We start from the raw sequence: 22,089 nt of genomic DNA, 5'->3' as shown, positions 1-22,089 counted from the left end.
CTCAGCGGATCCCGACCGCGGCCAGTGCGGCGCGCTGACGGGCGGAGAGCTTCGTCGGGAAGTACAGGTAGCAGACGCCTCCCGTGCCCGAGACGACCTTTCCGCTGGCGTTGTAGCGCTTCGTCCGCAGCCAGATGTTCTCCCACTCGCGCCGCTTGTAGACGCGCCGCACCGCCGGGTTGCTCGGCGACGCGGGGTCGTTGGCGATCACGTCGCCGTCCGCCGTGAAGCCGATGACCGTCATCAGGTGGCCCGCCGTGCCGTAGCCCGCGCCCGTCAGCTCGTCCCTGAGGAACGACTGGGACGTTATGGCCGGGAGGCCCGCCGCGATCAGGGACTCCAGCTCCGTGAGCGAGGCGAGCCGGGTCACCACGCCCTGGAGGTCCTTGTAGGTCGAGGCGTAGGCGGCGTTGAAGGGCCAGTTGCCGCAGCCGTTGTACTGGTAGTCGAACGTGTACCGGGCCGCGTGGCACACCTGCGGGTCCGCGTAGGACGGGTCGACCCAGGACAGGTCCTCCGGCGTCGGCTTACGGCCCCAGAACTCGATGATCATCTGCGAGGAGGTGGGGCTGCACCAGGCCTCGCCGCCGTTGTCGTACTCCGGGTACTGGCCCGCGTGGATCTCCTGCGAGTACCGCGGGACCGTCAGCTCCTTGGCGAGCCCCGGCTTCGACGCAGGGACGGTGAAGCGGTCGGGGACCGCCGAGGCCATCGCGCCGAGCCGCCAGACCGTGGGGGTCCCGGTGGCGCCCGGCTTGCGGTAGAGGGTCAGGCGCAGCTGGTACGAGACGACGCGCAGGCCCGTGGTCGCGTCGTCGAGGGAGAGCGTGTCCGTCCACACCGTGGACCTGCCGTCGGTCTGGTCGTCGACCGAGGTCCGCCGGATGTCGGTCTCCTTGTCGTCCCCCGAGGTCCAGCGGCCCATCACGTACCAAGGAGTCCTCGTCCTGTCCGAGTACGTGCCGCGCAGCTCGACCTGGAGCCAGGTCCCGGCGGGGGTGCGTGCGTTCCAGGACGCGATCAGCTCGGTGGCGGGGACGGCGGAGCGGTGGGCCGGGGCGGTCCACCGGGCGTACTCCCAGGTGGCGGTCCTGCCGGTGTGCGGGTCCGCGTAGTCGGTACGGCCCGCGGGCTTCGCGATCCGCAGGCCGGGGCGGGTCCCCGCGACGGCGGCGGTGCCCTCGTGGGTGCCGGAGCTCCAGTCCTTGTGCGAGGTCCAGAAGCGGTTGTCCACGAGGCGGTCCGCACGCGCCGGGCCGGCCGCGGGGCCGCCCGTGGCGGCCAGGGCGGGAGACGCGGTGGCGGCGAGGGCGGCCACCGCCGCGGCGGTGGCGAGCACGGTTCTGCGGGACATGTCATCAGCTCGGTCTGATCGCCGTGGTCGGTCAGTGCGGTCGGGCCGGTCTGTGCGGTCGATGTGGGCGGTGCGGTCGGTGTGGGAGGTGCGGTCAGCTCGGTCCATGGGGGACCCCCAGTCGACGTGGTTTCCGGCGGGATCCGGAAAGGTCGGGTCAGGTGCACGGAAGTGGGCCAACTATGGCCGGTCCCTGCCGACTTCTGCCAGCGCTTCGGGCACTGCCGTACGCATCAATATTGGCCTCAACCAATGGCATGACCTGCGACGGCGCGCGGAACACATCCTTCCGCGGTCGTACCCTTGCCCGTGATGACCGGACACCCGCACACCCCGCTCCCCCGCCTCGCCGACACCCTGCGCCGCCTGCCGCCCTCCTGCGGCCCCGTCCGGCTCGTCGCCGTGGACGGGCACGCGGGCTCGGGCAAGTCCACGTTCGCCCGCCGGCTGGCCGAGGCGCTCGGCGGCGCGCCGGTCCTGCGGCTCGACGACATCGCCAGCCACGACCGGCTCTTCGACTGGACGGAGCGGGTGCGGCGGCAGGTCGTCGACCCCCTCTCCCGCGGCGAGACGGCGCGCTACGCGACGTACGACTGGCACGAGCGGCGCTTCGGCCCGGCCGACGGGACCCTGCCGCCCGCGCCCGTGGTGATCGTCGAAGGGGTCGGCGCGGGCCGCCGGGCGCTGCGCCCGCACCTCGCCGCCCTGCTCTGGATGGATGTGCCGCACGAGGAGGCATGGCAGCGGGGGCGCCTGCGGGACGGAACGGTCCAGCGTGATTTCTGGGACGGCTGGGAACCCGAGGAGCTCAAGCACTTCACCGGGGACCCCTCCAGGCCCTTCGCGCAGCTTTTGGTGCGGCAGTGCCCAGAGGGATACGAGGTACTTCCGGGCCCCCATGTGACGCTTACAGAGGCCTGAATCATCACTCTGAGTGAGGGATCATCGGCGGTCCGCTGAACCCCCGGAAATCCACTTCCACTTGGCCCCAGAAGTTTTGGCGAGTGCTTCAACTCTGCTTGACCCAGGGCCCTTACAGGACTTACGTTCTGAATGTGCGGTCTTGCGAGGCCGCCCGCAGACGCGAAGCCCCCGGTTGTTCCCCCGTGATCGGGGGCTTCGTTCTGCCCTCCGAGCCCGATTTCTGGCCGCCGCGAGGCTCCATTCGCTCACGTTCGGTCACCATCGGGCCGACCCCTCGTCGGCGCTTTCCGGCCGATCGCCCGGTGCGGCACCCTACGGCCGACCGCTCCCCCGCAGGTACGATGCATCTCGGTGCGCCTTTTCGGACGACTGCTCTGCGCATCGAGGCAACTCCCGTCCGCAGCACAGTGGTTCAGCAGCGCAGTGGTTCAGCGCAGTCGCCGGCGGGCACCGGTCCGGCGGTACGCAAACGGGGGCACGGTTTGTGGGGGACCTGATGGACTTCGATGCGGTGGGCGCACCCGCCCCGGCCGACCTCGCCTGGCTGAGGGGCGTCGACGCCTACACGATGGGCGCCTATCCGCAGGCGGAGGACGAGTTCCGGACGGCGGTGCGGATGGACCCCGGGATGGCCGACGGCTGGCTCGGGCTGCACGCGCTGCGCATCGACACGACGACGGCGCTGCTGCGGATGTTCCAGCACCGGGACCGGTTCGGGGAGCAGCGCACCCGGCACGGCCGCGCCCTCAACTCCTGGTACTGGCTCGGCTGGTGGGTGCAGCCCGTCCTGGAGAACACGCGCGACCTGCTGCTCGCGCACGCCTCGCACTGGCTGGACGGCCGCCACGTCCCGGAGCTCGACCGGGCGCTTGCGGGGCTGCCCCCGGTCGACGCGGACCCGCAGGTGCGCTTCCTGCACGCCTGCCGCTCCTATCTGGTCAAGGACTGGGAGCAGTTGGTGCGGCACACGGACCCGCTGATCGACGACGCGATGCTGGGCATCGAGGCGGGGCTCTTCGGAGGCATGGCACGGGTCCGCCTGGAGACGTACGGCCAGGCGGAACCGCTCCTGTCCGCCGCCCTCATGCGCTGCCGCAGCGAACAGCCCCAGCGCAAGGAGCTGCGCTACTGGCTGGCCCGTGCGCACGAGGGCACCGGCCGCTCGGCGGCGGCCCTGCCGCTGTACCGCGCGGTGCACCGGGTCGACGCCTCCTTCATGGACACCTCGGCGCGGCTCGCGGCGATCTCCGAGGGCGACGGGTACGACGAGGCGGCCGACCTCGCCGCCGCCATCAGCCTCACCGGAGCGGGCCAGGACGTGCTGGAGGGACCCGACGGCATCGACGTGCTGTTCGGCCCGGAGGGCCGCGACGTGAAGGTCACCGGCCCCGAACTCCCCTCGAACGGCGGCCCGTCGGCCACGGACGGCACCACGGGGCCCGCAGGCCCCGCCGGATCCCCGGGAGCACCCGGATCCTCGGTGCCCTCCGACGACGGCGTGCGCGAGAAGGCGATCATCCCGATCAAGGCAGGCCCGCCGCAGCTGCCCCCCGGCCCCACCGACCCCGCGCTCCTGGAGGCCGCGCTCTCCGAACTGGAGGGCATGGTCGGCATGGAGCCGGTGAAGCGCCAGGTCAAGGCGCTCTCCGCGCAGCTGAACATGGCGCGTCTGCGGGCCGCGCAGGGCCTTCCCGTGCAGCCGCCGAAACGACACTTCGTCTTCTCCGGCCCCTCGGGCACCGGCAAGACCACCGTGGCCCGCATCCTCGGCCGGGTCTTCTACGCACTCGGCCTCCTTGGCGGCGACCACCTCGTGGAGGCACAGCGCGCCGACCTCGTCGGCGAATACCTGGGCCAGACCGCCGTGAAGGCCAACGAACTGATCGACTCGGCGATCGGCGGGGTCCTCTTCGTCGACGAGGCCTACTCGCTCTCCAACTCCGGCTACGGCAAGGGCGATGCCTACGGGGACGAGGCCCTGCAGGTCCTCCTCAAGCGCGCCGAGGACAACCGCGACCACCTCGTCGTGATCCTCGCGGGCTACCCCGAGGGCATGGACCGGCTCCTCGCCGCCAACCCCGGCCTGTCCTCACGCTTCACGACCCGCGTCGACTTCCCCTCGTACCGCCCGCTCGAACTCACCGCCATCGGCGAGGTCCTCGCGGCGGACAACGGCGACGTCTGGGACGAGGAGGCCCTCGAAGAGCTGCGCTCCATCAGCGGGCACGTCGTCGACCAGTCCTGGATCGACGAGCTCGGCAACGGCCGCTTCCTGCGCACGCTGTACGAGAAGAGCTGTGCCTACCGCGACCTGCGGCTCTCCGGCTACCCCGGCGAACCGGGGCGCGACGATCTGTCGACCCTGCGGCTGCCCGACCTGATGCAGGCGTACGGCGAGGTGCTCTCGGGCCGCGGACCGCAGGACACCCCGGGGGTCTGACGCCCCGGGGGTCCCTGCGGGTCAGCCCACGCGGCTGACCGCGAGCGCGGAGTCCCTGGAGTCCTCCGGCGGCGTCCTCGGCACCGTGACCCGGTGCGCCGGGTCACGGACCTCCCCCACCAGGAGTTCCAGCACGTCCTCCAGGGCCACCAGGCCGAGCACCTTCCCCGACGCGTCGGCGACCTGCGCCAGGTGCGTCGCGGCGCGGCGCATCACGGTCAGGGCGTCGTCGAGCGGGAGCTCGGCCCGCAGCGTGGTCATCGGGCGCCACACCTGCTGCGGCACGGCACGCTCGGTCTCCTCCAGGTCCAGTACGTCCTTGACGTGGAGGTAGCCCATGAAGGCGCCGGTCTCCGCGCGGACCGGGAAGCGGGAGTAGCCGGTGCGCCCGGTCAGCTCCACCACCTCGGCGGGGGTGACCGACGGGCCGACGGTCACCAGCGAGCCCGGATCGAGCAGGACGTCGGTGACCGGGCGCGAACCCAGCTCCAGGGCGTCCTCCAGACGCTCCTGCTCGACGGGGTCGAGCAGTCCCGCCTGGCCGGAGTCCTCGACGAGGCGGCCCAGCTGCACGCTGGTGAACACCGCCTCGACCTCGTCCTTGGGCTCCACCCTGAAGAGCCGCAGGACGACCCTGGCGCAGGCCCCGAGCGCCACGGTGACCGGCCTGCACAGCCGCGCGAAGGCGACCAGGCCCGGGCTGAACCAGAGGGCGGTCTTCTCGGGCGCCGCCATCGCGAGGTTCTTCGGGACCATCTCGCCGATGACGAGATGGAGGAAGACGACGACGGCGAGCGCGATCACATAGCCGAGGGGGTGGATCATGCCCTCGGGCAGGTGGACCGTCTCGAAGACCGGCTCCAGGAGGTGGGCGACGGTCGGCTCCGCCACCGCACCGAGCGTCAACGAGCAGACGGTGATGCCGAACTGGGCGGCCGCCATCATCTGCGGCAGGTGTTCGAGGCCATAGAGGACCTGCCGGGACCGCTTGGTGTCCAGGGGCTCGATCTGGCTGCGGCGCACGGACACGAGCGCGAACTCGGCCCCCACGAAGAAGCCGTTGGCGAGCACCAGCAGGAGGGCGAAGAGGAGTTGCAACAGGCTCATCGGAGTGCCTCCGCGGCTTCCACGACGGCGAGGGCGTCATGGGTGTGCACGAGGCGCACCCGCTCCGCCCGGTAGTGCCCGACCTGGCGCACGGAGAGCCGCCAGCCCGGGAGTTCGGCCCGGTCCCCTGGCGCCGGGATGCGGCCGAGCAGGTCGGCGACGAGCCCCGCCACGGTCTCGTACGGCCCCTCGGGCACGTCGAGACCTATGCGCTGGAGCGTGTCGACGCGGCAACTGCCGTCGGCGTCCCACGCCGCCCTGCCGTCCTCGGCCGGTGCGGGACAGAGCTCGGGCAGGTCGAGGTGGTCGTGCTCGTCGCGGACCTCGCCGACGAGCTCCTCGACGATGTCCTCAAGGGTGACGACGCCCGCCGTGCCGCCGTACTCGTCGACGACGACGGCGATGGGCTGCTCGCTGCGCAGCCGCTCCAGGAGGGGCTGCACGGGCAGCGTCTCGGGAACGAGCAGCGGGGACTGCGCGATGCGTCCCACGGGCGTCCTGAGGCGTGCGTGGGCCGCCACCGCGAGGGCGTCCTTGAGGTGGACCATGCCGACGATCTCGTCGATCCGCTCGTCGTAGACCGGGAAGCGGGACAGACCGGTGGCGCGGGTCAGGTTCACGACGTCCTCCGCGGTCGCCGACGACTGCAACGCGCTGACCTTCACGCGCGGCGTCATGACGTGCTGTGCGGTCAGCTCGCCGAGGGAGAGGGTGCGTACGAACAGGTCGGCGGTGTCCTGTTCCAGGGCACCGGCCTGGGCCGAGTGCCTGGCCAGGGAGACCAGTTCGCCGGGGGTGCGGGCCGAGGCCAGCTCCTCGGCGGGCTCGACACCGAGGGTGCGCACGAGACGGTTGGCCACCGCGTTCAGGAGCGCGATCACCGGCCGGAAGAGCCGCGCGAACACATGCTGCGGGCCCGCGACGAAGCGCGCGACCTGCAGCGGCCTGGACACGGCCCAGTTCTTGGGCACCAGCTCGCCGATCACCATCTGCACGGCGGAGGCGAGCAGCATGCCGACGACCACGGAGACACCGCCGACGGCACCATCGGGGACGCCGACGGCGGTGAACGGGCCCGCGAGCAGCTGCGCGAGGGCCGGTTCGGCGAGCATGCCGACGACGAGCGAGGTGATGGTGATGCCGAGCTGGGTGCCGGAGAGCTGGAAGGACAGCTCCTTGAGGGCGTCGACGACCGTACGGGCCCTTCGGTCGCCGTCCGCCGCGGCCTTCTCCGCGTCCGGCCGCTCGACGGTGACGAGGCCGAACTCGGCCGCCACGAAGAAGCCGTTGGCGAGAATCAGCAGGAATGCCGCCCCGAGAAGCAGCAGGGGCACTGTCATGCCGCCGCCTCTCCGGTCGTGCCGGTCCCGGTATGTCGGGAGGGGGCGGCGCAGGTACTACAGGACGATCCGTCCATCGCCGGAGGGAGTCACTCCTCGGTTAGCAGGAGCCCCTGGGAGCCGGGCGGGCCCGTCAGGGGCGGGGCGGCACTCCATGCACGCCCCGCCACCAGATTAATCAAGACCGGGCACGGAACGTCCAGAGCCTGTTCGGTGGTTCGGCGCAGGGGCCTAGCTCTCGCGGGTCGTGCGGGCGTCCGCGAGGGCACGCAGGGTGCGGGCGTCGCCGACCGCCTGCTGCTTGGCGATGCCCGGCTGGATGCCCAGGGCGGGCAGGCTGGTGCCGTCGCTGAGGTTCAGGAACACCCAGGGGTCGCCGGGCCGGAGGTTGACCTGCACGATCTCGGCCCAGGCGAGGCGGCGGCTGGTCGCGATGTTGACGACGGTGACGCCGGACTCGTCGGCGACGACCTTGGGCCTGCTGAGCAGCACGAGCACACCGCAGAGCAGCGCGCCGGTGAAGACGAAGCTGGCCCGCTCCCCCGGGCTGAGGGTGGGCAGCAGGAAGGCGATCACCGTGATCACCACGAAGATCGTGACGCCCGCGGTGAGCATGACGGCCCGGGTGCGCGTCGGCCGGAAGGTGACGGGCAGGGCGGGAAGGGCGGGAATGGCGGGGCTTTCGGACATGAGGCTGTGCTCCTACCGGTTCAGGGGGCCGGTCAGAGGCGGCAGGCGTGGATGGCCGTGGTCAGGATGGCCCGGGCGCCGATGGCGTACAGGTCGTCCATGATCCGCTGGGCCTCCTTGGCGGGGACCATGGAGCGGACGGCCACCCAGCCCTCGTTGTGCAGGGGCGAGATCGTCGGCGACTCCAGGCCCGGGGTGAGGGCGACGGCCTGCTCCAGGTGCTCGGCACGGCAGTCGTAGTCCATCATCACGTACGACCTGGCGACCAGGACGCCCTGGAGGCGGCGCAGGAACTGCTGCACCTTCGGGTTGTCGGTGTCGGCGCCGGTGCGCCGGATGACGACGGCCTCGGACTTCATGATCGGCTCGCCGAAGACCTCCAGGCCCGCGTTGCGCAGGGAGGTGCCGGTCTCCACGACGTCCGCGATGACCTGGGCGACGCCCAGCTCGATGGCGGTCTCGACGGCGCCGTCCAGGTGCACGACGGAGGCGTCGACGCCCTGTTCGGCGAGGTGCTTGGCGACGATGCCCTCGTAGGAGGTCGCGACGGTCTTGCCCGCGAGGTCCTTGATGTCGTCCGCCGTGCCCGGCTTCGCGGCGAAGCGGAAGGTGGAGCGGGCGAAGCCGAGCGGCAGGATCGCCTCGGCGTCGGCTCCGGAGTCGATCAGCAGGTCCTCACCCGTGATGCCGATGTCGAGCCTGCCGGTCGCGACGTAGATCGCGATGTCCTTGGGCCGCAGGTAGAAGAACTCGACCTCGTTGTCGGGGTCGACGAGGACGAGCTCCTTCGACTCCTTGCGCTGCTGGTAGCCCGCCTCATGGAGCATCGCCGACGCAGGTCCGGACAGTGAACCCTTGTTGGGGACGGCGATGCGCAGCATGAGGCGGGCTTCCTTTGCGTGATGGGTGGGTTGAGCGGACGTGGTGGACGTACGGCTCAGAGGTGGGCGTAGACGTCGTCGAGGGAGATGCCGCGGGCGACCATCATCACCTGTACGTGGTACAGGAGCTGCGAGATCTCCTCGGCGGCGGCTTCCTTGCCCTCGTGCTCGGCGGCCATCCACACCTCGGCGGCCTCTTCGACGACCTTCTTGCCGATGGCATGGACGCCCTTGTCGACCAGCTCGGCGGTGCGGGAGGTCGCGGGGTCGCCGTTGGCGGCCTTGTGCTGGAGCTCGGTGAAGAGCTCCTCGAAAGTCTTCTTGGACATGATGGTCGCCACTCTACGCGGCCGGGCGGTCCCCCTCAGCGCCAGGGTTCGGAGATGGTACGGAGCGTGGTCGCCGTGGCGACGGCCGCGGTGACCGCTTCGTGGCCCTTGTCCTCGCGGGAGCCCTCGATGCCCGCGCGGTCCAGCGCCTGCTCCTCGGTGTCGCAGGTCAGCACGCCGAAACCGATCGGTACGCCGGTGTCCACGGAGACCTGGGTGAGGCCCTGTGTGACGCCCTGGCACACGTACTCGAAGTGCGGGGTGCCGCCGCGGATGACGACGCCGAGCGCGACGATCGCGTCGTATCCGCGTCCGGCGAGGACCTTCGCCACGACGGGCAGCTCGAAGCTGCCGGGGACGCGCAGCACGGTCGGCTCGCTGATGCCGAGCTCGTTCAGGGCGCGCAGGGCGCCGTCGACGAGGCCGTCCATGACCTTGTCGTGCCACTGCGCTGCGATCACCGCGACCCGCAGGTCGCCGCAGTTCTTCACGCTCAGTTCGGGTGCACCCTTGCCGCTCACGCGCTTCTCCTCAAGATCTTCTGACCGTGGTAGCTGCTTGCTTACTGGGCTTACTGGTTTCCGCAGGCGGACACGTCGGTGGTGTCCAGCCAGGGCAGGTCGTGCCCCATCCGGTCCCGCTTGGTGCGCAGGTACCGAAGATTGTGTTCGCCCGCCTCGACGGGCATGGGCTCGCGCCCGGTGACCTTCAGGCCGTGCCGCAGGACCGCGTCGGTCTTGTCGGGGTTGTTGGTCATCAGCCGGACGCCGAGGACACCGAGGTCACGCAGGATCTGCGCGCCCGCGCCGTAGTCACGGGAGTCGGCGGGCAGGCCGAGCTCCAGGTTGGCGTCGAGGGTGTCGCTGCCCTGCTCCTGGAGGGCGTAGGCGCGCAGCTTGGAGAGCAGGCCGATGCCGCGCCCCTCGTGGCCGCGCAGGTAGACGACGACGCCGCGGCCCTCGTCGGTGATGCGCCGCATGGACGCCTCCAGCTGCGGGCCGCAGTCGCAGCGCAGGGAGTGGAAGACGTCGCCGGTCAGGCACTCGGAGTGCAGCCGGACGAGGACGTCCTCGCCGTCGCCGATGTCGCCGTGGACGAGGGCGACGTGCTCGACGCCGTCAACCGTGGAGCGGTAGCCGTACGCCGTGAAGTCGCCGGCGGCGGTGGGCAGGCGGACCTCGGCCTCGCGGCGGACGGTGGGCTCCGCGGAGCGGCGGTAGGCGATCAGGTCCTCAATGGAGATGATCGTCAGGCCGTGCTTGCGGGCGAACGGGACCAGCTCGGGCAGCCGCAGCATCCTGCCGTCCTCGCCCGCGATCTCCACGATGGCCCCGGCGGGACGCAGTCCCGCGAGCCTGGCGAGGTCGACGGCGGCCTCGGTGTGGCCGTTGCGCGCGAGTACGCCGCCGGACTTGGCGCGCAGCGGGAAGATGTGCCCGGGACGCACGAAGTCGTCCGCGGCGGCGTTGCCCGAGGCGAGGAGCTGCAGCGTGGTGGCGCGGTCGTCGGCGGAGATGCCGGTGCTCACGCCGTGCGCGGCGGACGCGTCGACGGAGACGGTGAAGGCCGTGCTCATCGACTCGGTGTTGTGCTCGACCATCTGCGGGAGCCGGAGCCGGTCAAGATCGTCGCCCTCCATGGGCGCGCAGATCAGTCCGCGGCACTCGCTCATCATGAAGGCGACTATTTCGGGCGTCGCCTTCTCTGCGGCGACGACGAGGTCACCCTCGTTCTCGCGGTCCTCGTCGTCGACGACCACGACGGGGCGGCCCGCCGCGATGTCGCGGACGGCCTGCTCCACGGGGTCGAGGGAGAGGTCCATGGTGTCTTCTTCGCTGGCGGCGCTGCGCCAGACCGGTGCCACAGTCATGCCGGGGCTCCTTCCATGACGGGCTGCGAGGCGGCCGCGCGGGAGCGCAGCCACCAGTCGCGCATGCCCCAGAGGACGAGGGCGAGGTAGACGACGTACACGAGTCCGGAGAAGGCGAGGCCGCTGCTGAAGGCGAGCGGCACGCCGACCACGTCGACGAGCAGCCAGGCGAACCAGAACTCGACGAGACCGCGGGCCTGGGCGACCATCGCGGCGAGCGTGCCGACAAAGATGTAGGCGTCGGGCCAGGGGTTCCAGGACAGGTCGGGGACGGCACTGAACAGGGCGCCGACGGCGAGCGTGCCGACCGCGGTCCCCGCGACCAGGACGCCCCGCTCCTTCCAGGTGGCGAACCGGATGGCGATGGAGCCGTCCTGCGCCTGCTGCCTGCCGCGCGTCCACTGCTGCCAGCCCCACAGCGCGACGCCGATGACGAGGAGCTGCTTGCCGACGCCGCCGGACAGCTGCGCGGAGGCGTAGGCGGCGACGAGGATGACGCCGGACAGGAACTGGGCGGGCCAGGTCCAGATCGAGCGCCGCCAGCCGAGCGCGAGGGCGATCAGACCGACGGTGTTGCCGATCATGTCGGACCACAGGATGTGCTGGTCGAAGGCCGTGAAGGCTTCGGAGTTGAGCCAGTTCACTTGGCGGCCTCCTGGGACGGCACTTGAGCACGGTCGCCGAGCAGGCGCTCGACGTACTTGGCGATCACGTCGACTTCAAGGTTGACCGGGTCGCCGGGCTGCTTGATGCCGAGCGTGGTCAGCGCGAGGGTCGTGGGGATGAGGCTGATGGTGAAGTAGTCGGGCCCCGCGTCGACCACGGTGAGGCTGACGCCGTCGACCGTGATGGAGCCCTTCTCCACGACGTAGCGGGAGAGGTCGGCGGGGAGCGAGATCTTGACGATCTCCCAGTTCTCGGAGGGCTTGCGCTCGACGATCTCGCCGGTGCCATCGACGTGGCCCTGCACGATGTGTCCGCCGAGGCGGGCGCCCACCGCGGTGGGGCGCTCCAGGTTGACGCGGGAGCCGACCGCGAGCGCGCCGAGGCTGGAGCGGTTCAGGGTCTCGGCCATCACGTCGGCGGTGAATTCGTCGCCCTCGTGCTCCACGACCGTCAGACAGACGCCGTTGACCGCGATGGAGTCGCCGTGCTTGGCGCCCTCGGTGACGACGGGGCCGCGCAGGCGGAAGCGGGAGGCGTCGGGAAGGTTCTCGACGGCGGTGATCTCGCCCAGCTCTTCGACGATTCCGGTGAACACTTCAGTGCTCCTTCGCTACGAGGGTCGCGGTGATGCGCAGGTCGGGGCCGATGCGGACGGTCTCGCTCACGTCGAGCCGCAACGCTTCGGTGATGGTCGTGATTCCGCCGCCGGTCAGGGCGGCGGGGCCCGCGCCGAGCAGGACGGGGGCGAGGTAGCCGACGACGCGGTCGACGGCGCCTGCGGCGACGAAGGCTCCGGCGAGCGTCGGACCGCCTTCGAGGAGGACCGACCGCACCCCGCGCGCGTGGAGCACGTCGAGGAGGGTCCGGATGTCCAACCCGCCCTCCGCGCGCGGGATTCGGACCGTCTTGTCGGTGTCGTACGCGGGTGAGGCGTCGTCGGCGACGGCGATCAGGGTGGGTGCCGCGTCGTCCAGGACGCGGGCGCCCGGCGTGACGGCGGTGCCGTTGGTGTCGACGACGACGCGCAGCGGCTGCACGGCGGCTGTTTCCGTGTCTGCGACGACGCGCACGGCGAGGTGCGGGTCGTCGGCGCGCTGGGTGCCGGAGCCGACGACGACGGCGTCGCACTCGGCGCGCAGCCGGTGCACGTCGGCGCGGGACTCGGCGGAGGTGATCCAGCGGCTGGTGCCGTCGGCGGCGGCGGTGCGGCCGTCGAGCGTGGCGGCGTACTTCCAGGTGACGTGGGGGCGGCCGAGGCGCACGGAGGTCAGCCAGGCGGCGTTCCCCTCGGCGGCCGCCTCCTCCAGCAGGCCCTGCTCGACCGGGATTCCGGCCGCGCGCAGGGTCTGCGCGCCGCCCGTCGCGGCCGGGTTGGGGTCGCCGACCGCGTAGACGACCCGGGCGATGCCCGCGTCGATGAGGGCCTGCGCGCACGGGCCGGTGCGGCCGGTGTGGTTGCAGGGTTCGAGGGTGACGAAGGCGGTGCCGCCGCGGGCCCGCTCGCCCGCCGCTCGCAGGGCGTGGACCTCGGCGTGGGGTCCGCCCGCGCGCTGGTGCCAGCCCTCGCCGACGCTCTCGCCCGCGGCATCCAGGATGACGCAGCCGACGACGGGGTTGGGGCTGGTGGAGCCGAGGCCGCGGGCGGCCAGCGTGATGGCGCGCCGCATGGCGGCTGCTTCGGCTACGGCGGTGGCCACCGGGTCTCCTGCCTCTTCGGGCACGGACTCCGGGGCACTGTCGATGACGACAGAACGTACGGGCAACGACACCTGGAGCGACGCCTGCGCCGGATGACAGCTGTCCCCGGAAATCCGGAAACCGCTCCCGGCCGAGGCCAGGAACAAGCCATTACGGCGGCGTGCACAAAAGATGCCCGCCCGCCGCGCACTGCCTCCCATCCGGACTTTCACCGTCGGTCCAGGAATTTCACCTGGTCAACCGGCCGCTGGAGGCGGCCGGGTCGCGGACTGTAACCGCCGGTTCGGAATTACACCGACCCCGGAGTGCGCTGCTTCTGGTACGAGGCCAGTGTGCCATGGCCGGTCGTGGGCCATATGGGTGACCGCCTGTGGGCTGGCTCACAGCATCCACCATTCAACATCATGTTCAACCAACTTGGTCCAGACCTATTGACGCACTGGTCTAGTCCTCTTAATCTCACCGTCACCTCCGAGGAGCAGGAGCCGACGGTGTGCGCACGCCGGGGCCCCAGAACGATCCACATCTCTGCCAGTTGTCTCGTCTCTGCCAGTTGTGTTGTTCCGCCCCGCTCGTGTTCCGCACCGTTCCCAGGAGGCTCCCCTTGCCGTCCCCCACCCGCGCGAGACCCACGCTCCTCGCGTCCGGCGCAGCCGTCGCCGGACTGCTGCTCAGCCTGGTCTCCGGCGGCGCCGCCCCGGCCGCCGCCGCCGACGACGCGTCCTGTCGCCCCGACGGCCTCTACCAGACGCCCGGCGTGAACGTCCCCTACTGCTCCGTCTACGACAGCGACGGCCGCGAGAAGATGGGCGCCGACCACCAGCGCCGGACCATCGGCTACTTCACCGGCTGGCGCACCGGCAAGAACGGCGAGCCCGCCTACCTCGCCAAGGACATCCCGTGGGACAAGATCACCCACGTCAACTACGCCTTCGCACACGTCGACAAGGACAACAAGCTCTCCGTCGGCTCCGACAGCGAGAAGAACGCCGCCACCGGGATGACGTGGCCGGGCGTCGAGGGCGCCGAGATGGACCCGTCACTGCCCTACAAGGGGCACTTCAACCTGCTCAACAAGTTCAAGAAGAAGAACCCGAACGTCAAGACGCTGATCTCGGTGGGCGGCTGGGCCGAGACGGGCGGCTACTTCGGTGACGACGGCAAGCGCGTGAACTCCGGCGGCTTCTACTCGATGGCCACCAACGCGGACGGCTCGGTGAACCAGGCGGGCATCGACACGTTCGCCGACTCGGCGGTCGCCTTCATAAAGAAGTACGGCTTCAACGGCGTCGACATCGACTACGAGTACCCGACCTCGATGAAGGACGCGGGCCATCCGCTCGACTACCCGCTCTCCAACGCACGCCGCGGGGGCCTCGTCAAGGGCTACGCGGCGCTGATGAAGTCCCTGCGCCAGAAGCTCGACAAGGCGGGCGCGGCCGACGGCAAGCACTACATGCTGACCGTGGCGGCCCCCTCTTCCGGCTATCTGCTGCGCGGCATGGAGACCTTCCAGGTCCAGAAGTACCTGGACTACGTCAACATCATGTCGTACGACCTGCACGGCGCCTGGAACGAGTACGTCGGCCCCAACGCCTCGCTCTTCGACGACGGCAAGGACGCCGAGCTCGCGGCCGCCAACGTCTACGGCAGCTCCCAGTACGGCGGCATCGGCTATCTGAACACCGACTGGGCCTATCACTACTTCCGCGGCTCGATGCCCGCCGGGCGCATCAACATCGGCCTGCCGTACTACACCCGCGGGTTCAAGAACGTGCAGGGCGGCACCGACGGGCTGTGGGGCAAGGCGGCCGCGACCAGCTGCCCGGCCGGATCCGGCCTGACCAAGTGCGGTGACGGCGCGGTCGGCATCGACAACCTCTGGCACGACAAGGACGACAACGGCAAGGAGTCGCCCGCGGGCTCCAACCCGATGTGGCACGCCAAGAACCTGGAGAAGGGGATCGTCGGCGACTACGTCACCAAGTACGGCTTCCCCGCGGACACCAAGCTGACCGGCACCTACGCCCGCAAGTACGACTCCACGCTGGTCGCGCCCTGGCTGTGGAACGCGGACAAGAAGGTCTTCCTTTCGACGGAGGACGAGGAGTCGGTGGCGAAGAAGGCCGACTACGTGGTCGACCGGGGCATCGGCGGCACGATGATCTGGGAGATGGCGGGCGACTACCGCTGGAACGCCACCAAGAGCCAGTACGAGATGGGCGACACGCTCACCTCGCTGATGTACGACAAGTTCAAGGCCGCGAAGCCGTACGGCGCCAAGGTCTCCAACAAGGAACTGCCCACCAAGGCCGTCGACATCGGCGTGGAGTTCGGCGACTTCAAGCTGGGCGACTCCAACTACCCGATCACGCCCAAGGTGAAGATCACCAACAACACGAAGACGGCGCTGCCCGGTGGCACGGAGTTCCAGTTCGACTACTCCACCGCGGCTCCCGGAAACGCCTCCGACCAGTCAGGATTCGGTACGAAGGTAATCAGCAGCGACCACACGGGGAGCAACGTCGGCGGCCTGAAGGGCGACTTCCACCGGGTCTCGTTGAAGCTGCCCGCCTGGCAGTCGCTGGCGCCCGGCGCCTCCGTGGACCTCTCGTTCAACTACTACCTGCCGGTGTCCACGCCGTGGAACTGGACGGTGAACATCAGCGGCACGACGTACGCGCTCGCCGGTGACCTGGCGCGCGGCACCACGGTCGTCGAGCCCGGCGGCGGGACCGGACCGACCGACCCGCCGGACCCGACCGACCCGCCGACGCCCGGCAAGTGCACGGCACCGGCCTGGGGTTCGACCGCCGAGTACGGCAGCGGGACCAGCGTGTCCCACAAGTCCCACACGTGGAAGGCCAAGTGGTGGACGAAGGGCGATGAGCCCGGCGCGGGTGGCGAATGGGGGGTTTGGCAGGATCTCGGCGCCTGCTGACTGTCCTGAGTGCTCACGCCCGTGGGATTTGGCACCCTATGGGCGTGAGCACTGCAGCGGCACTGGCCGAGGAGTTCGAGTCCCACCGCCCCCGGATGTTCGGCCTGGCCTACCGGATACTCGGATCCGCGCAGGAGGCGGAGGACGCCGTTCAGGACGCGTATCTGCGCTGGAACGGCACCCGGCGCGAGGACATCGCGCAGCCCGCCGCCTGGCTGGCCAAGACCGTCACGAACCTCTGCCTGACCAGGCTGACCACGGCCCGCGCCCGCCGCGAGCAGTACGTGGGGACCTGGCTGCCGGAGCCGGTCATCACCTCGGGCGGCACCCTCGGACCGCTGGAGTCGGCGGAGCAGCGGGACGCGGTCTCGATGGCCCTGCTGGTCCTCCTGGAGCGGCTGACGCCCCGGGAGCGCGCGGTGTACGTGCTGCGGGAGGCCTTCGCGTACAGCCACCGGGAGATCGCGGGCGTCCTGGACGCGAGCGAGGCGGGCTGCCGCCAGCTGTACCGCAGGGCCGCCCGGGCCGTTGCCGATGCGCGGCCCCGTTTCGCGCCGGGGCACGAACTGCGGCAGCGGTTCGTCGAGTCGTTCATCGCCGCGGCCCGCGAGGGCGATGTCGTCGGCCTGGAGAAGATACTGGCCAGGGACGTGACGTGGTGGGGCGACGGCGGCGGCAAGGTCGCCGCGGCGGTCACGCCCATCCTCGGGCGCGACAACGTCCTGCGGTTCCTCGTCCGCATCAAGGCGAACTTCGGGTCCGCGGAGGTCTCGTTCGCCGAGGTCAACGGCGCGCCCGCGCTGGTCATGCGGGTGGCGGGGCACCTGACGGCCGTCGCTTCTTTCGAGGGAGGCGACGGAAGGGTCACCGGGGTACGGTCGGTCGTCAACCCCGACAAGCTCGCGTTCGTGGAACGCCAACTGGCCGCCGTATAAAGACGAAGGAGCCCCGTGATGAGCACGATCCTGGTGACCGGCGGTACCGGAACCCTCGGCCGCCTCGTGACCGAGCGGTTGCGTGCGGACGGTCACGAGGTACGGGTGCTCAGTCGCCACACGCGGCCGTACGCCGTCGATCTGCGCGAGGGCACCGGCCTGGACGCGGCGGTAACCGGCGCGGACGTGATCGTGCACTGCGCGACCACCCTGCGCGGCGGTGACGAGCGCGCCGCCAAGAACCTGATCGCGGCGGCGCAGAAGGCAGGCGTCGCACATCTGGTCTACATCTCGATCGTCGGCATCGACCGGGTGCCGCTCGGCTACTACAAGACGAAGCTCGCGGTCGAGCGGCTGATCGAGGAGTCGGGGCTTGGCTGGACCGTGCTGCGGACCACCCAGTTCCACGACCTGGTCCTGCGGATCATGGAGGCGTCGGCGAAGCTCCCCGTCATGCTGCTGCCCGGCGGGGTCAGCGACCAGCCGATCGAGGTCGGCGAAGTGGCGGACCGCCTCGCGCAGTTGGCCGCGGCGCCGCCGGCGGGCCGGGTCGACGACATGGGAGGCCCCGAGGTCCGCACCTTCCCGGACCTCGCCCGCGCCTATCTGCGGGCGAGCGGCAAGCGGCGCCGGGTGCTGCCGGTGCGGCTCGCGGGCCGGACGTACCGGGCGGCGCGGGCGGGCGGTCATCTGACGCCGGGTCGGGCCGTGGGCAAGGGGACGTTCGAGGAGTACCTGGCGGTGCGGTCCGGGGGCGTACGCCGGTGAGGCGGCGCCGCACCGCTCAGTGACTCGTCCGTGGCCCGAAGAGCTCGTCCTGCGCGGCGTCCCGCGCGGCGAGCAGCGCACCCCTCAGCACCGCGGCCCCGCCGAGCCTGCCCGCCCGCACCTCGGTGCGCAGCGGCGACATGGCGGTGACCCGGTCCGTGACGCGGGCAGCGAGCTCGGCGCCGCCCGCGCGGCCCACCTCGCCGCCCAGGACCACACAGCCGGGGTCGAGGATCGCGGCCATCGCCGCCGCACCGACGGCCACCCGGTCGGCGACGGCGTCGAGAAAGGCGCCCTCGCCGGTCTCGACCGCGCGCCGCACCACGTCGGCGCCGGACATGCCGGGCTCCAGGATGCCGTGCTCCGCACCGAGTTCACGGAGCGCCGCGGCGCAGGCCAGCGAGTGGAAGCCGCCCTCGCAGCTGGTGGCCGACGGCAGGGTGCTCGTGCCCGGCACCGGCAGGAAGCCGATCTCGCCCGCGCCCCCCGACGCACCCCGGCGCAGCACGCCGTCGAGCACGACGGCGGCGCCGACGCCGTCGCCGAGCCAGAGCAGCACGAAGGTGTCACGGTCGTGCGCGGCGCCGTCCCTGCGTTCGGCACGGGCCGCGAGGTTGGTCTCGTTCTCCACGAGGACACGGGCGCCGAGCCGCTCGTGCAGGGCGCCCGCGAGGCGGCGGTGCCAGGCGGGCAGCGCGGACGTGTCGTGCAGGTCGCCGGTGGTGGGGTCGATGAGTCCGGGGGCGCCGATGCCGACGGTGTGCAGGCGCTGCACACCGCCCTCACTGGCCGCGCGCTCGACGAGGGCCACGGCACGCTCGACGGCGGGCCCGGTGCCGGTGCCGCCGCCGATGGGCGCGGAGGCCTCGGCGAGCACCGCGCCGAGCAGATCGGTCACGACGACGGAGACGCTCTCGGTGCGCACGTCGAGGGCGGCGAGATGGGCGCGGTCGGCGACTATGCCGTAGAGCCGCGCGTTCGGGCCGCGCCGCTGGGCGCCCGCCTCCCCGACGACCGTGATGAGCCCGGAGCCCTGGAGCCGCTCGACGAGGTCGGCGACGGAGGGCCTCGACAAGCCCGTGAGCTGCTTCAACTGGTTCGCGGTGAGCGGGCCTTCGCTCTGCAGGAGCCCCAGCGCGAGCCGGTCGTTGATGGCTCGGGCGGTGCTCGGTGAGGCAGGCGAGACAGGCATGGCCGGATCCTCCCATAGAAAGCTTCTATTTATCAGGCAGGCTTCCTGATAGTTTACGTCGCCGTACCGAGGCACCACCTGGGAGGGGCGGAGCGGAATGAGTGAAGTGGTCTACGACAAACAGCGGTTGAAGCGGGCGCGGATCGCCGTGGCGGCCGTCTTCTGCGTGCACGGCTCCGTCGCGGGGTCCTTCGCGACCCGGGTGCCGTGGATCCAGGAGCACGCCGACGTCAGCGCGGGCATGCTCGGCCTCGCCCTGGCCTTCCCCGCGATCGGCGCCTCCGTCGCGATGCCGCTCGCCAGCCGGATCAGCCACCGCTTCGGCGCCCGCACCGCGCTGCGCGGCCTCCTCGTCATGTGGACGCTCGCCCTGGTCCTGCCGTCCCTGGCACCCAACCTGCCCATGCTCTGCCTGGCGCTCTTCGTGTACGGCGCGACGTCCGGCATGTCCGACGTGACGATGAACGCGCTCGGCGTCGAGACCGAGACCCGCATGCGGAAGTCGATCATGTCGGGCCTGCACGGCATGTGGAGCGTCGGCGCCCTGATCGGCTCCGCGGCAGGCACGGTCGCCGCCCACCTCGGCTCGGACGCCCGCCTGCACCACGCGCTCGCCGCCGCCACCCTGACCGCGCTCGGCCTCGTCGCCTGCCAGGGCGTCCTCGACCTGCAGCCCGAGCCCGAGGAGGAGGCACCGCCGCGCTTCTCGCTGCCGCCCAAGTCGGCGCTGCTGATCGGCGCGGTCGGCTTCTGCGCGGTCTTCGCGGAGGGCGCGAGCCTCGACTGGTCGGCGGTCTATCTGCGGGACGTCCTGGACACGTCGGCCGGTGTCGCCGCCGCCTCCACCACCGGCTTCACGCTCACCATGGCCATCGCGCGGCTCGCGGGCGACGCGGTGGTGAACCGGTTCGGCGCGGTGCGCACGGTGCGGGCGGGCGGGGTCCTCGCGGCGCTCGGCGGACTGCTGGTCGTCCTCGCCACCCATCCGGTGATGGCCATGGGCGGCTTCGCCCTGATGGGCCTCGGCATCGCGGTCGTCGTGCCGCTCGCCTTCGCGGCCGCCGGACACAGCGGCCCCAACCCCAGCCAGGCCATCGCGGGCGTCGCCACCATCACGTACACCTCCAGCCTGATCGCCCCTTCGGCGATCGGCGCGCTGGCCCAGGCCACGAGCCTCGTCGCCTCGTTCGGCCTGGTGACGCTGCTCGCCTGCGGCCTCACGGTCTTCGCGGGCGTCCTGCGCACGGGCGGCCGCAAGGCGGCGCAGGGCGCACCCGCGGACGCGGCGGCGCACGGACCGAGGTCCTGACGGGGCGGGGCGGACCCGCACCGGCGAGAAGCCGCACTTACGTCGCATTAACATGGCGTCGATCATTTCCGGCCACCCGGCCGGGCCCGGTTCGGCGGACAGAAAGCGACTGACTCACCATGGATCTCGGCGTGCGCTGGAAGCTGCACGGCGACGGGCGCACCCCCGCGCCCGGAGCCGTCGTCCGTCCCGACGAGCGGCTCTCCTGGCCGCGCACCTTCGGACTCGGCGCCCAGCACGTGGTCGCGATGTTCGGCGCGTCCTTCGTGGCGCCCGTCCTGATGGGCCTCGACCCGAACCTCGCGATCATGATGTCGGGCGTCGCCACCGTCATCTTCCTGCTCGCCACGCGCGGCCGGGTGCCCAGCTATCTGGGCTGTTCGCTCTCCTTCGTGGGCGTCGCCGCGGTCATCCGCGCACAGGGCGGCTCCAGCGCGACGGTGACCGGCGCGGTCTTCGTGGTCGGTGGCGCGCTGTTCCTGGTGGGTCTCGCGGTACGGAAGTTCGGGGCGCGGATCATCCACGCCGCGATGCCGCCGATCGTGACCGGCGCGGTCGTCATGCTCATCGGCTTCAACCTGGCGCCGGTCACGGCATCGACGTACTGGCCGCAGGACCAGTGGACGGCGCTCCTGGTGATGCTCTTCACCGGGCTTGCCGTGGTGTGTCTGCGCGGCTTCTGGTCGCGCGTCGCAATCTTCCTCGGGCTGCTCTTCGGGTACGCCATCTCCTGGGTCCTCGACCAGGTCTTCGGCAAGATCCACTCGGCGGACGCCTCGGGCAAGGTCGTCGACCACTGGCGCCTCGACCTGTCCGCCGTGGGCCATGCCGACTGGATCGGCCTGCCGTCCTTCCACGCGCCGAGCTTCGAGTGGTCGGCGATCCTCGTGGCGCTGCCCGTCGTCATCGCGCTGATCGCCGAGAACGCGGGCCATGTGAAGGCCGTCGGCGAGATGACCGGCGACAATCTCGACGACAAGCTCGGCACGGCGATCTCCGCGGACGGCGCCGCCTCCATGCTCTCCACCGCGGTCGGCGGTCCGCCCAACACCACGTACTCCGAGAACATCGGCGTGATGGCCGCGACCCGCGTCTACTCGACGGCCGCGTACTGGGCGGCGGCCTGCTTCGCCCTGCTCTTCGGGCTCTGCCCCAAGTTCGGCGCGGTCGTGGCCGCGATCCCCGGCGGCGTGCTCGGCGGCATCACCGTCATCCTCTACGGCATGATCGGCCTGCTCGGCGCCCAGATCTGGATCAACGCCAAGGTCGACCTGCGCAATCCGCTGAACCTCGTACCGGCCGCGGCGGGCATCATCATCGGCGTCGGCGGTGTCTCCCTGAAGATCTCGGACAACTTCCAGCTGAGCGGGATCGCACTCGGCACGATCGTCGTCATCACGGGCTATCACGTGCTGCGCGCCTTCGCCCCCGCACACCTCAAGTCCCAGGAACCGCTACTCGATTCGGGCACGTCGACGTACGACGAAGAGGACCGCGAGCGCGGCTAAAACGGTTGGACGTGGTGCGCGACCGCTGCTTAGGGTGCGCACCATGTCCACTCCCGAGTCCGACAGACTCACGCCACCGGTCGTCCGGTGGCTTCTCGCGCCGATGCAGTAGCACATTGATGCAGTAGCACTTTGAT

Annotated in this window: 19 protein-coding genes and 1 riboswitch; of the genes, 7 read left to right on the top strand and 12 right to left on the bottom strand. The window is 71.1% G+C overall.

Translation table 11 applies throughout. From position 1 onward, the window contains the following. Position 1: 1 nt before the first annotated feature. Positions 2 to 1,354: a peptidase C39 family protein gene (locus tag ABZV77_RS21150; RefSeq protein WP_356258834.1), complete on the bottom strand. Its 1,353-nt coding sequence runs from the start codon at positions 1,352 to 1,354 to the stop codon at positions 2 to 4. A gap of 312 nt (positions 1,355 to 1,666) precedes the next feature. Between ABZV77_RS21150 and ABZV77_RS21145 the strand changes: the two genes are divergently transcribed. Both ABZV77_RS21145 and ABZV77_RS21140 read left to right on the top strand, forming a co-directional pair. Then, a complete protein-coding gene (locus tag ABZV77_RS21145; RefSeq protein ID WP_356258832.1) occupies positions 1,667 to 2,275 on the top strand; it encodes an AAA family ATPase in 609 nt (202 codons plus the stop codon). 499 nt (positions 2,276 to 2,774) lie between these two features. After that, entirely contained in the window at positions 2,775 to 4,718 is a 1,944-nt protein-coding gene (locus ABZV77_RS21140; RefSeq protein ID WP_356258829.1) for an AAA family ATPase, read from the top strand. 21 nt (positions 4,719 to 4,739) lie between these two features. Here ABZV77_RS21140 and ABZV77_RS21135 read toward each other — a convergent pair whose 3' ends face one another. The 10 genes from ABZV77_RS21135 to ribD form a co-directional block, all read right to left on the bottom strand. Further along, a complete protein-coding gene (locus tag ABZV77_RS21135) occupies positions 4,740 to 5,825 on the bottom strand; it encodes a hemolysin family protein (protein ID WP_356258827.1) in 1,086 nt (361 codons plus the stop codon). Beyond that, a complete protein-coding gene (locus ABZV77_RS21130; protein WP_356258824.1) occupies positions 5,822 to 7,165 on the bottom strand; it encodes a hemolysin family protein in 1,344 nt (447 codons plus the stop codon). Before ABZV77_RS21130 ends, ABZV77_RS21135 begins: the two co-directional genes overlap by 4 nt. Before the next feature lie 231 nt (positions 7,166 to 7,396). Beyond that, positions 7,397 to 7,855, bottom strand: a complete 459-nt coding sequence (locus ABZV77_RS21125) for a PH domain-containing protein (protein ID WP_356258822.1) — start codon at positions 7,853 to 7,855, stop codon at positions 7,397 to 7,399. A 32-nt stretch (positions 7,856 to 7,887) separates the two neighbouring features. Next, positions 7,888 to 8,736 carry an ATP phosphoribosyltransferase gene (gene hisG / locus ABZV77_RS21120; protein ID WP_356258819.1) on the bottom strand — a complete coding sequence of 283 codons (849 nt, stop codon included), beginning with the start codon at positions 8,734 to 8,736 and terminating at the stop codon, positions 7,888 to 7,890. A 56-nt stretch (positions 8,737 to 8,792) separates the two neighbouring features. After that, positions 8,793 to 9,065 (bottom strand): phosphoribosyl-ATP diphosphatase, encoded by a 273-nt coding sequence (locus ABZV77_RS21115; RefSeq protein ID WP_055564821.1) that lies wholly within the window; start codon positions 9,063 to 9,065, stop codon positions 8,793 to 8,795. A gap of 35 nt (positions 9,066 to 9,100) precedes the next feature. After that, a complete protein-coding gene (gene ribH, locus ABZV77_RS21110; protein ID WP_055564786.1) occupies positions 9,101 to 9,586 on the bottom strand; it encodes a 6,7-dimethyl-8-ribityllumazine synthase in 486 nt (161 codons plus the stop codon). Positions 9,587 to 9,636: 50 nt separating this feature from the next. Further along, complete coding sequence (locus tag ABZV77_RS21105) at positions 9,637 to 10,935, bottom strand: bifunctional 3,4-dihydroxy-2-butanone-4-phosphate synthase/GTP cyclohydrolase II (protein WP_356258815.1); 1,299 nt, start codon at positions 10,933 to 10,935, stop codon at positions 9,637 to 9,639. Continuing rightward, positions 10,932 to 11,519, bottom strand: a complete 588-nt coding sequence (locus tag ABZV77_RS21100; RefSeq protein ID WP_356259030.1) for a nicotinamide mononucleotide transporter family protein — start codon at positions 11,517 to 11,519, stop codon at positions 10,932 to 10,934. The genes ABZV77_RS21105 and ABZV77_RS21100 overlap by 4 nt, the downstream gene beginning before the upstream one ends. Before the next feature lie 56 nt (positions 11,520 to 11,575). Continuing rightward, entirely contained in the window at positions 11,576 to 12,196 is a 621-nt protein-coding gene (locus tag ABZV77_RS21095; protein WP_356258812.1) for a riboflavin synthase, read from the bottom strand. Position 12,197: 1 nt separating this feature from the next. Continuing rightward, entirely contained in the window at positions 12,198 to 13,268 is a 1,071-nt protein-coding gene (gene ribD, locus ABZV77_RS21090; RefSeq protein ID WP_356259027.1) for a bifunctional diaminohydroxyphosphoribosylaminopyrimidine deaminase/5-amino-6-(5-phosphoribosylamino)uracil reductase RibD, read from the bottom strand. A 213-nt stretch (positions 13,269 to 13,481) separates the two neighbouring features. Next, positions 13,482 to 13,612, bottom strand: a riboswitch (FMN riboswitch). 291 nt (positions 13,613 to 13,903) lie between these two features. Here ribD and ABZV77_RS21085 point away from each other — a divergent pair. Genes ABZV77_RS21085 through ABZV77_RS21075 form a run of 3 tightly spaced genes read left to right on the top strand, consistent with a single transcriptional unit; the run spans position 13,904 to position 17,943 of the window. After that, complete coding sequence (locus tag ABZV77_RS21085) at positions 13,904 to 16,240, top strand: chitinase C-terminal domain-containing protein (protein ID WP_356258809.1); 2,337 nt, start codon at positions 13,904 to 13,906, stop codon at positions 16,238 to 16,240. Between the two features lie 44 nt (positions 16,241 to 16,284). After that, positions 16,285 to 17,175, top strand: a complete 891-nt coding sequence (locus ABZV77_RS21080; protein WP_356258807.1) for an RNA polymerase sigma-70 factor — start codon at positions 16,285 to 16,287, stop codon at positions 17,173 to 17,175. A gap of 18 nt (positions 17,176 to 17,193) precedes the next feature. Next, the gene (locus ABZV77_RS21075; protein ID WP_356258804.1) at positions 17,194 to 17,943 is read left to right on the top strand and encodes an NAD(P)H-binding protein; all 750 of its coding nucleotides are present in this window, start codon (positions 17,194 to 17,196) and stop codon (positions 17,941 to 17,943) included. A gap of 16 nt (positions 17,944 to 17,959) precedes the next feature. Here ABZV77_RS21075 and ABZV77_RS21070 read toward each other — a convergent pair whose 3' ends face one another. Beyond that, positions 17,960 to 19,135, bottom strand: a complete 1,176-nt coding sequence (locus ABZV77_RS21070) for an ROK family transcriptional regulator (RefSeq protein ID WP_356258801.1) — start codon at positions 19,133 to 19,135, stop codon at positions 17,960 to 17,962. A gap of 97 nt (positions 19,136 to 19,232) precedes the next feature. On the opposite strand from ABZV77_RS21070, the gene ABZV77_RS21065 reads away from it, so the two are divergent. Together ABZV77_RS21065 and ABZV77_RS21060 are read left to right on the top strand one after the other, a co-directional pair. Further along, on the top strand, positions 19,233 to 20,444 hold the full coding sequence (locus ABZV77_RS21065; RefSeq protein WP_356258798.1) for an MFS transporter: 1,212 nt from the start codon (positions 19,233 to 19,235) through the stop codon (positions 20,442 to 20,444). 119 nt (positions 20,445 to 20,563) lie between these two features. Beyond that, on the top strand, positions 20,564 to 21,952 hold the full coding sequence (locus tag ABZV77_RS21060; protein WP_356258796.1) for a solute carrier family 23 protein: 1,389 nt from the start codon (positions 20,564 to 20,566) through the stop codon (positions 21,950 to 21,952). Positions 21,953 to 22,089 lie beyond the last annotated feature (137 nt).

The sequence above is a fragment of the Streptomyces sp. NPDC004732 genome, from assembly GCF_040609235.1.
In the GTDB taxonomy this organism is placed as follows: domain Bacteria; phylum Actinomycetota; class Actinomycetes; order Streptomycetales; family Streptomycetaceae; genus Streptomyces.
Note: the sequence above shows the minus strand (reverse complement) of the source record. Positions and strands in the feature narration are given on the sequence as shown.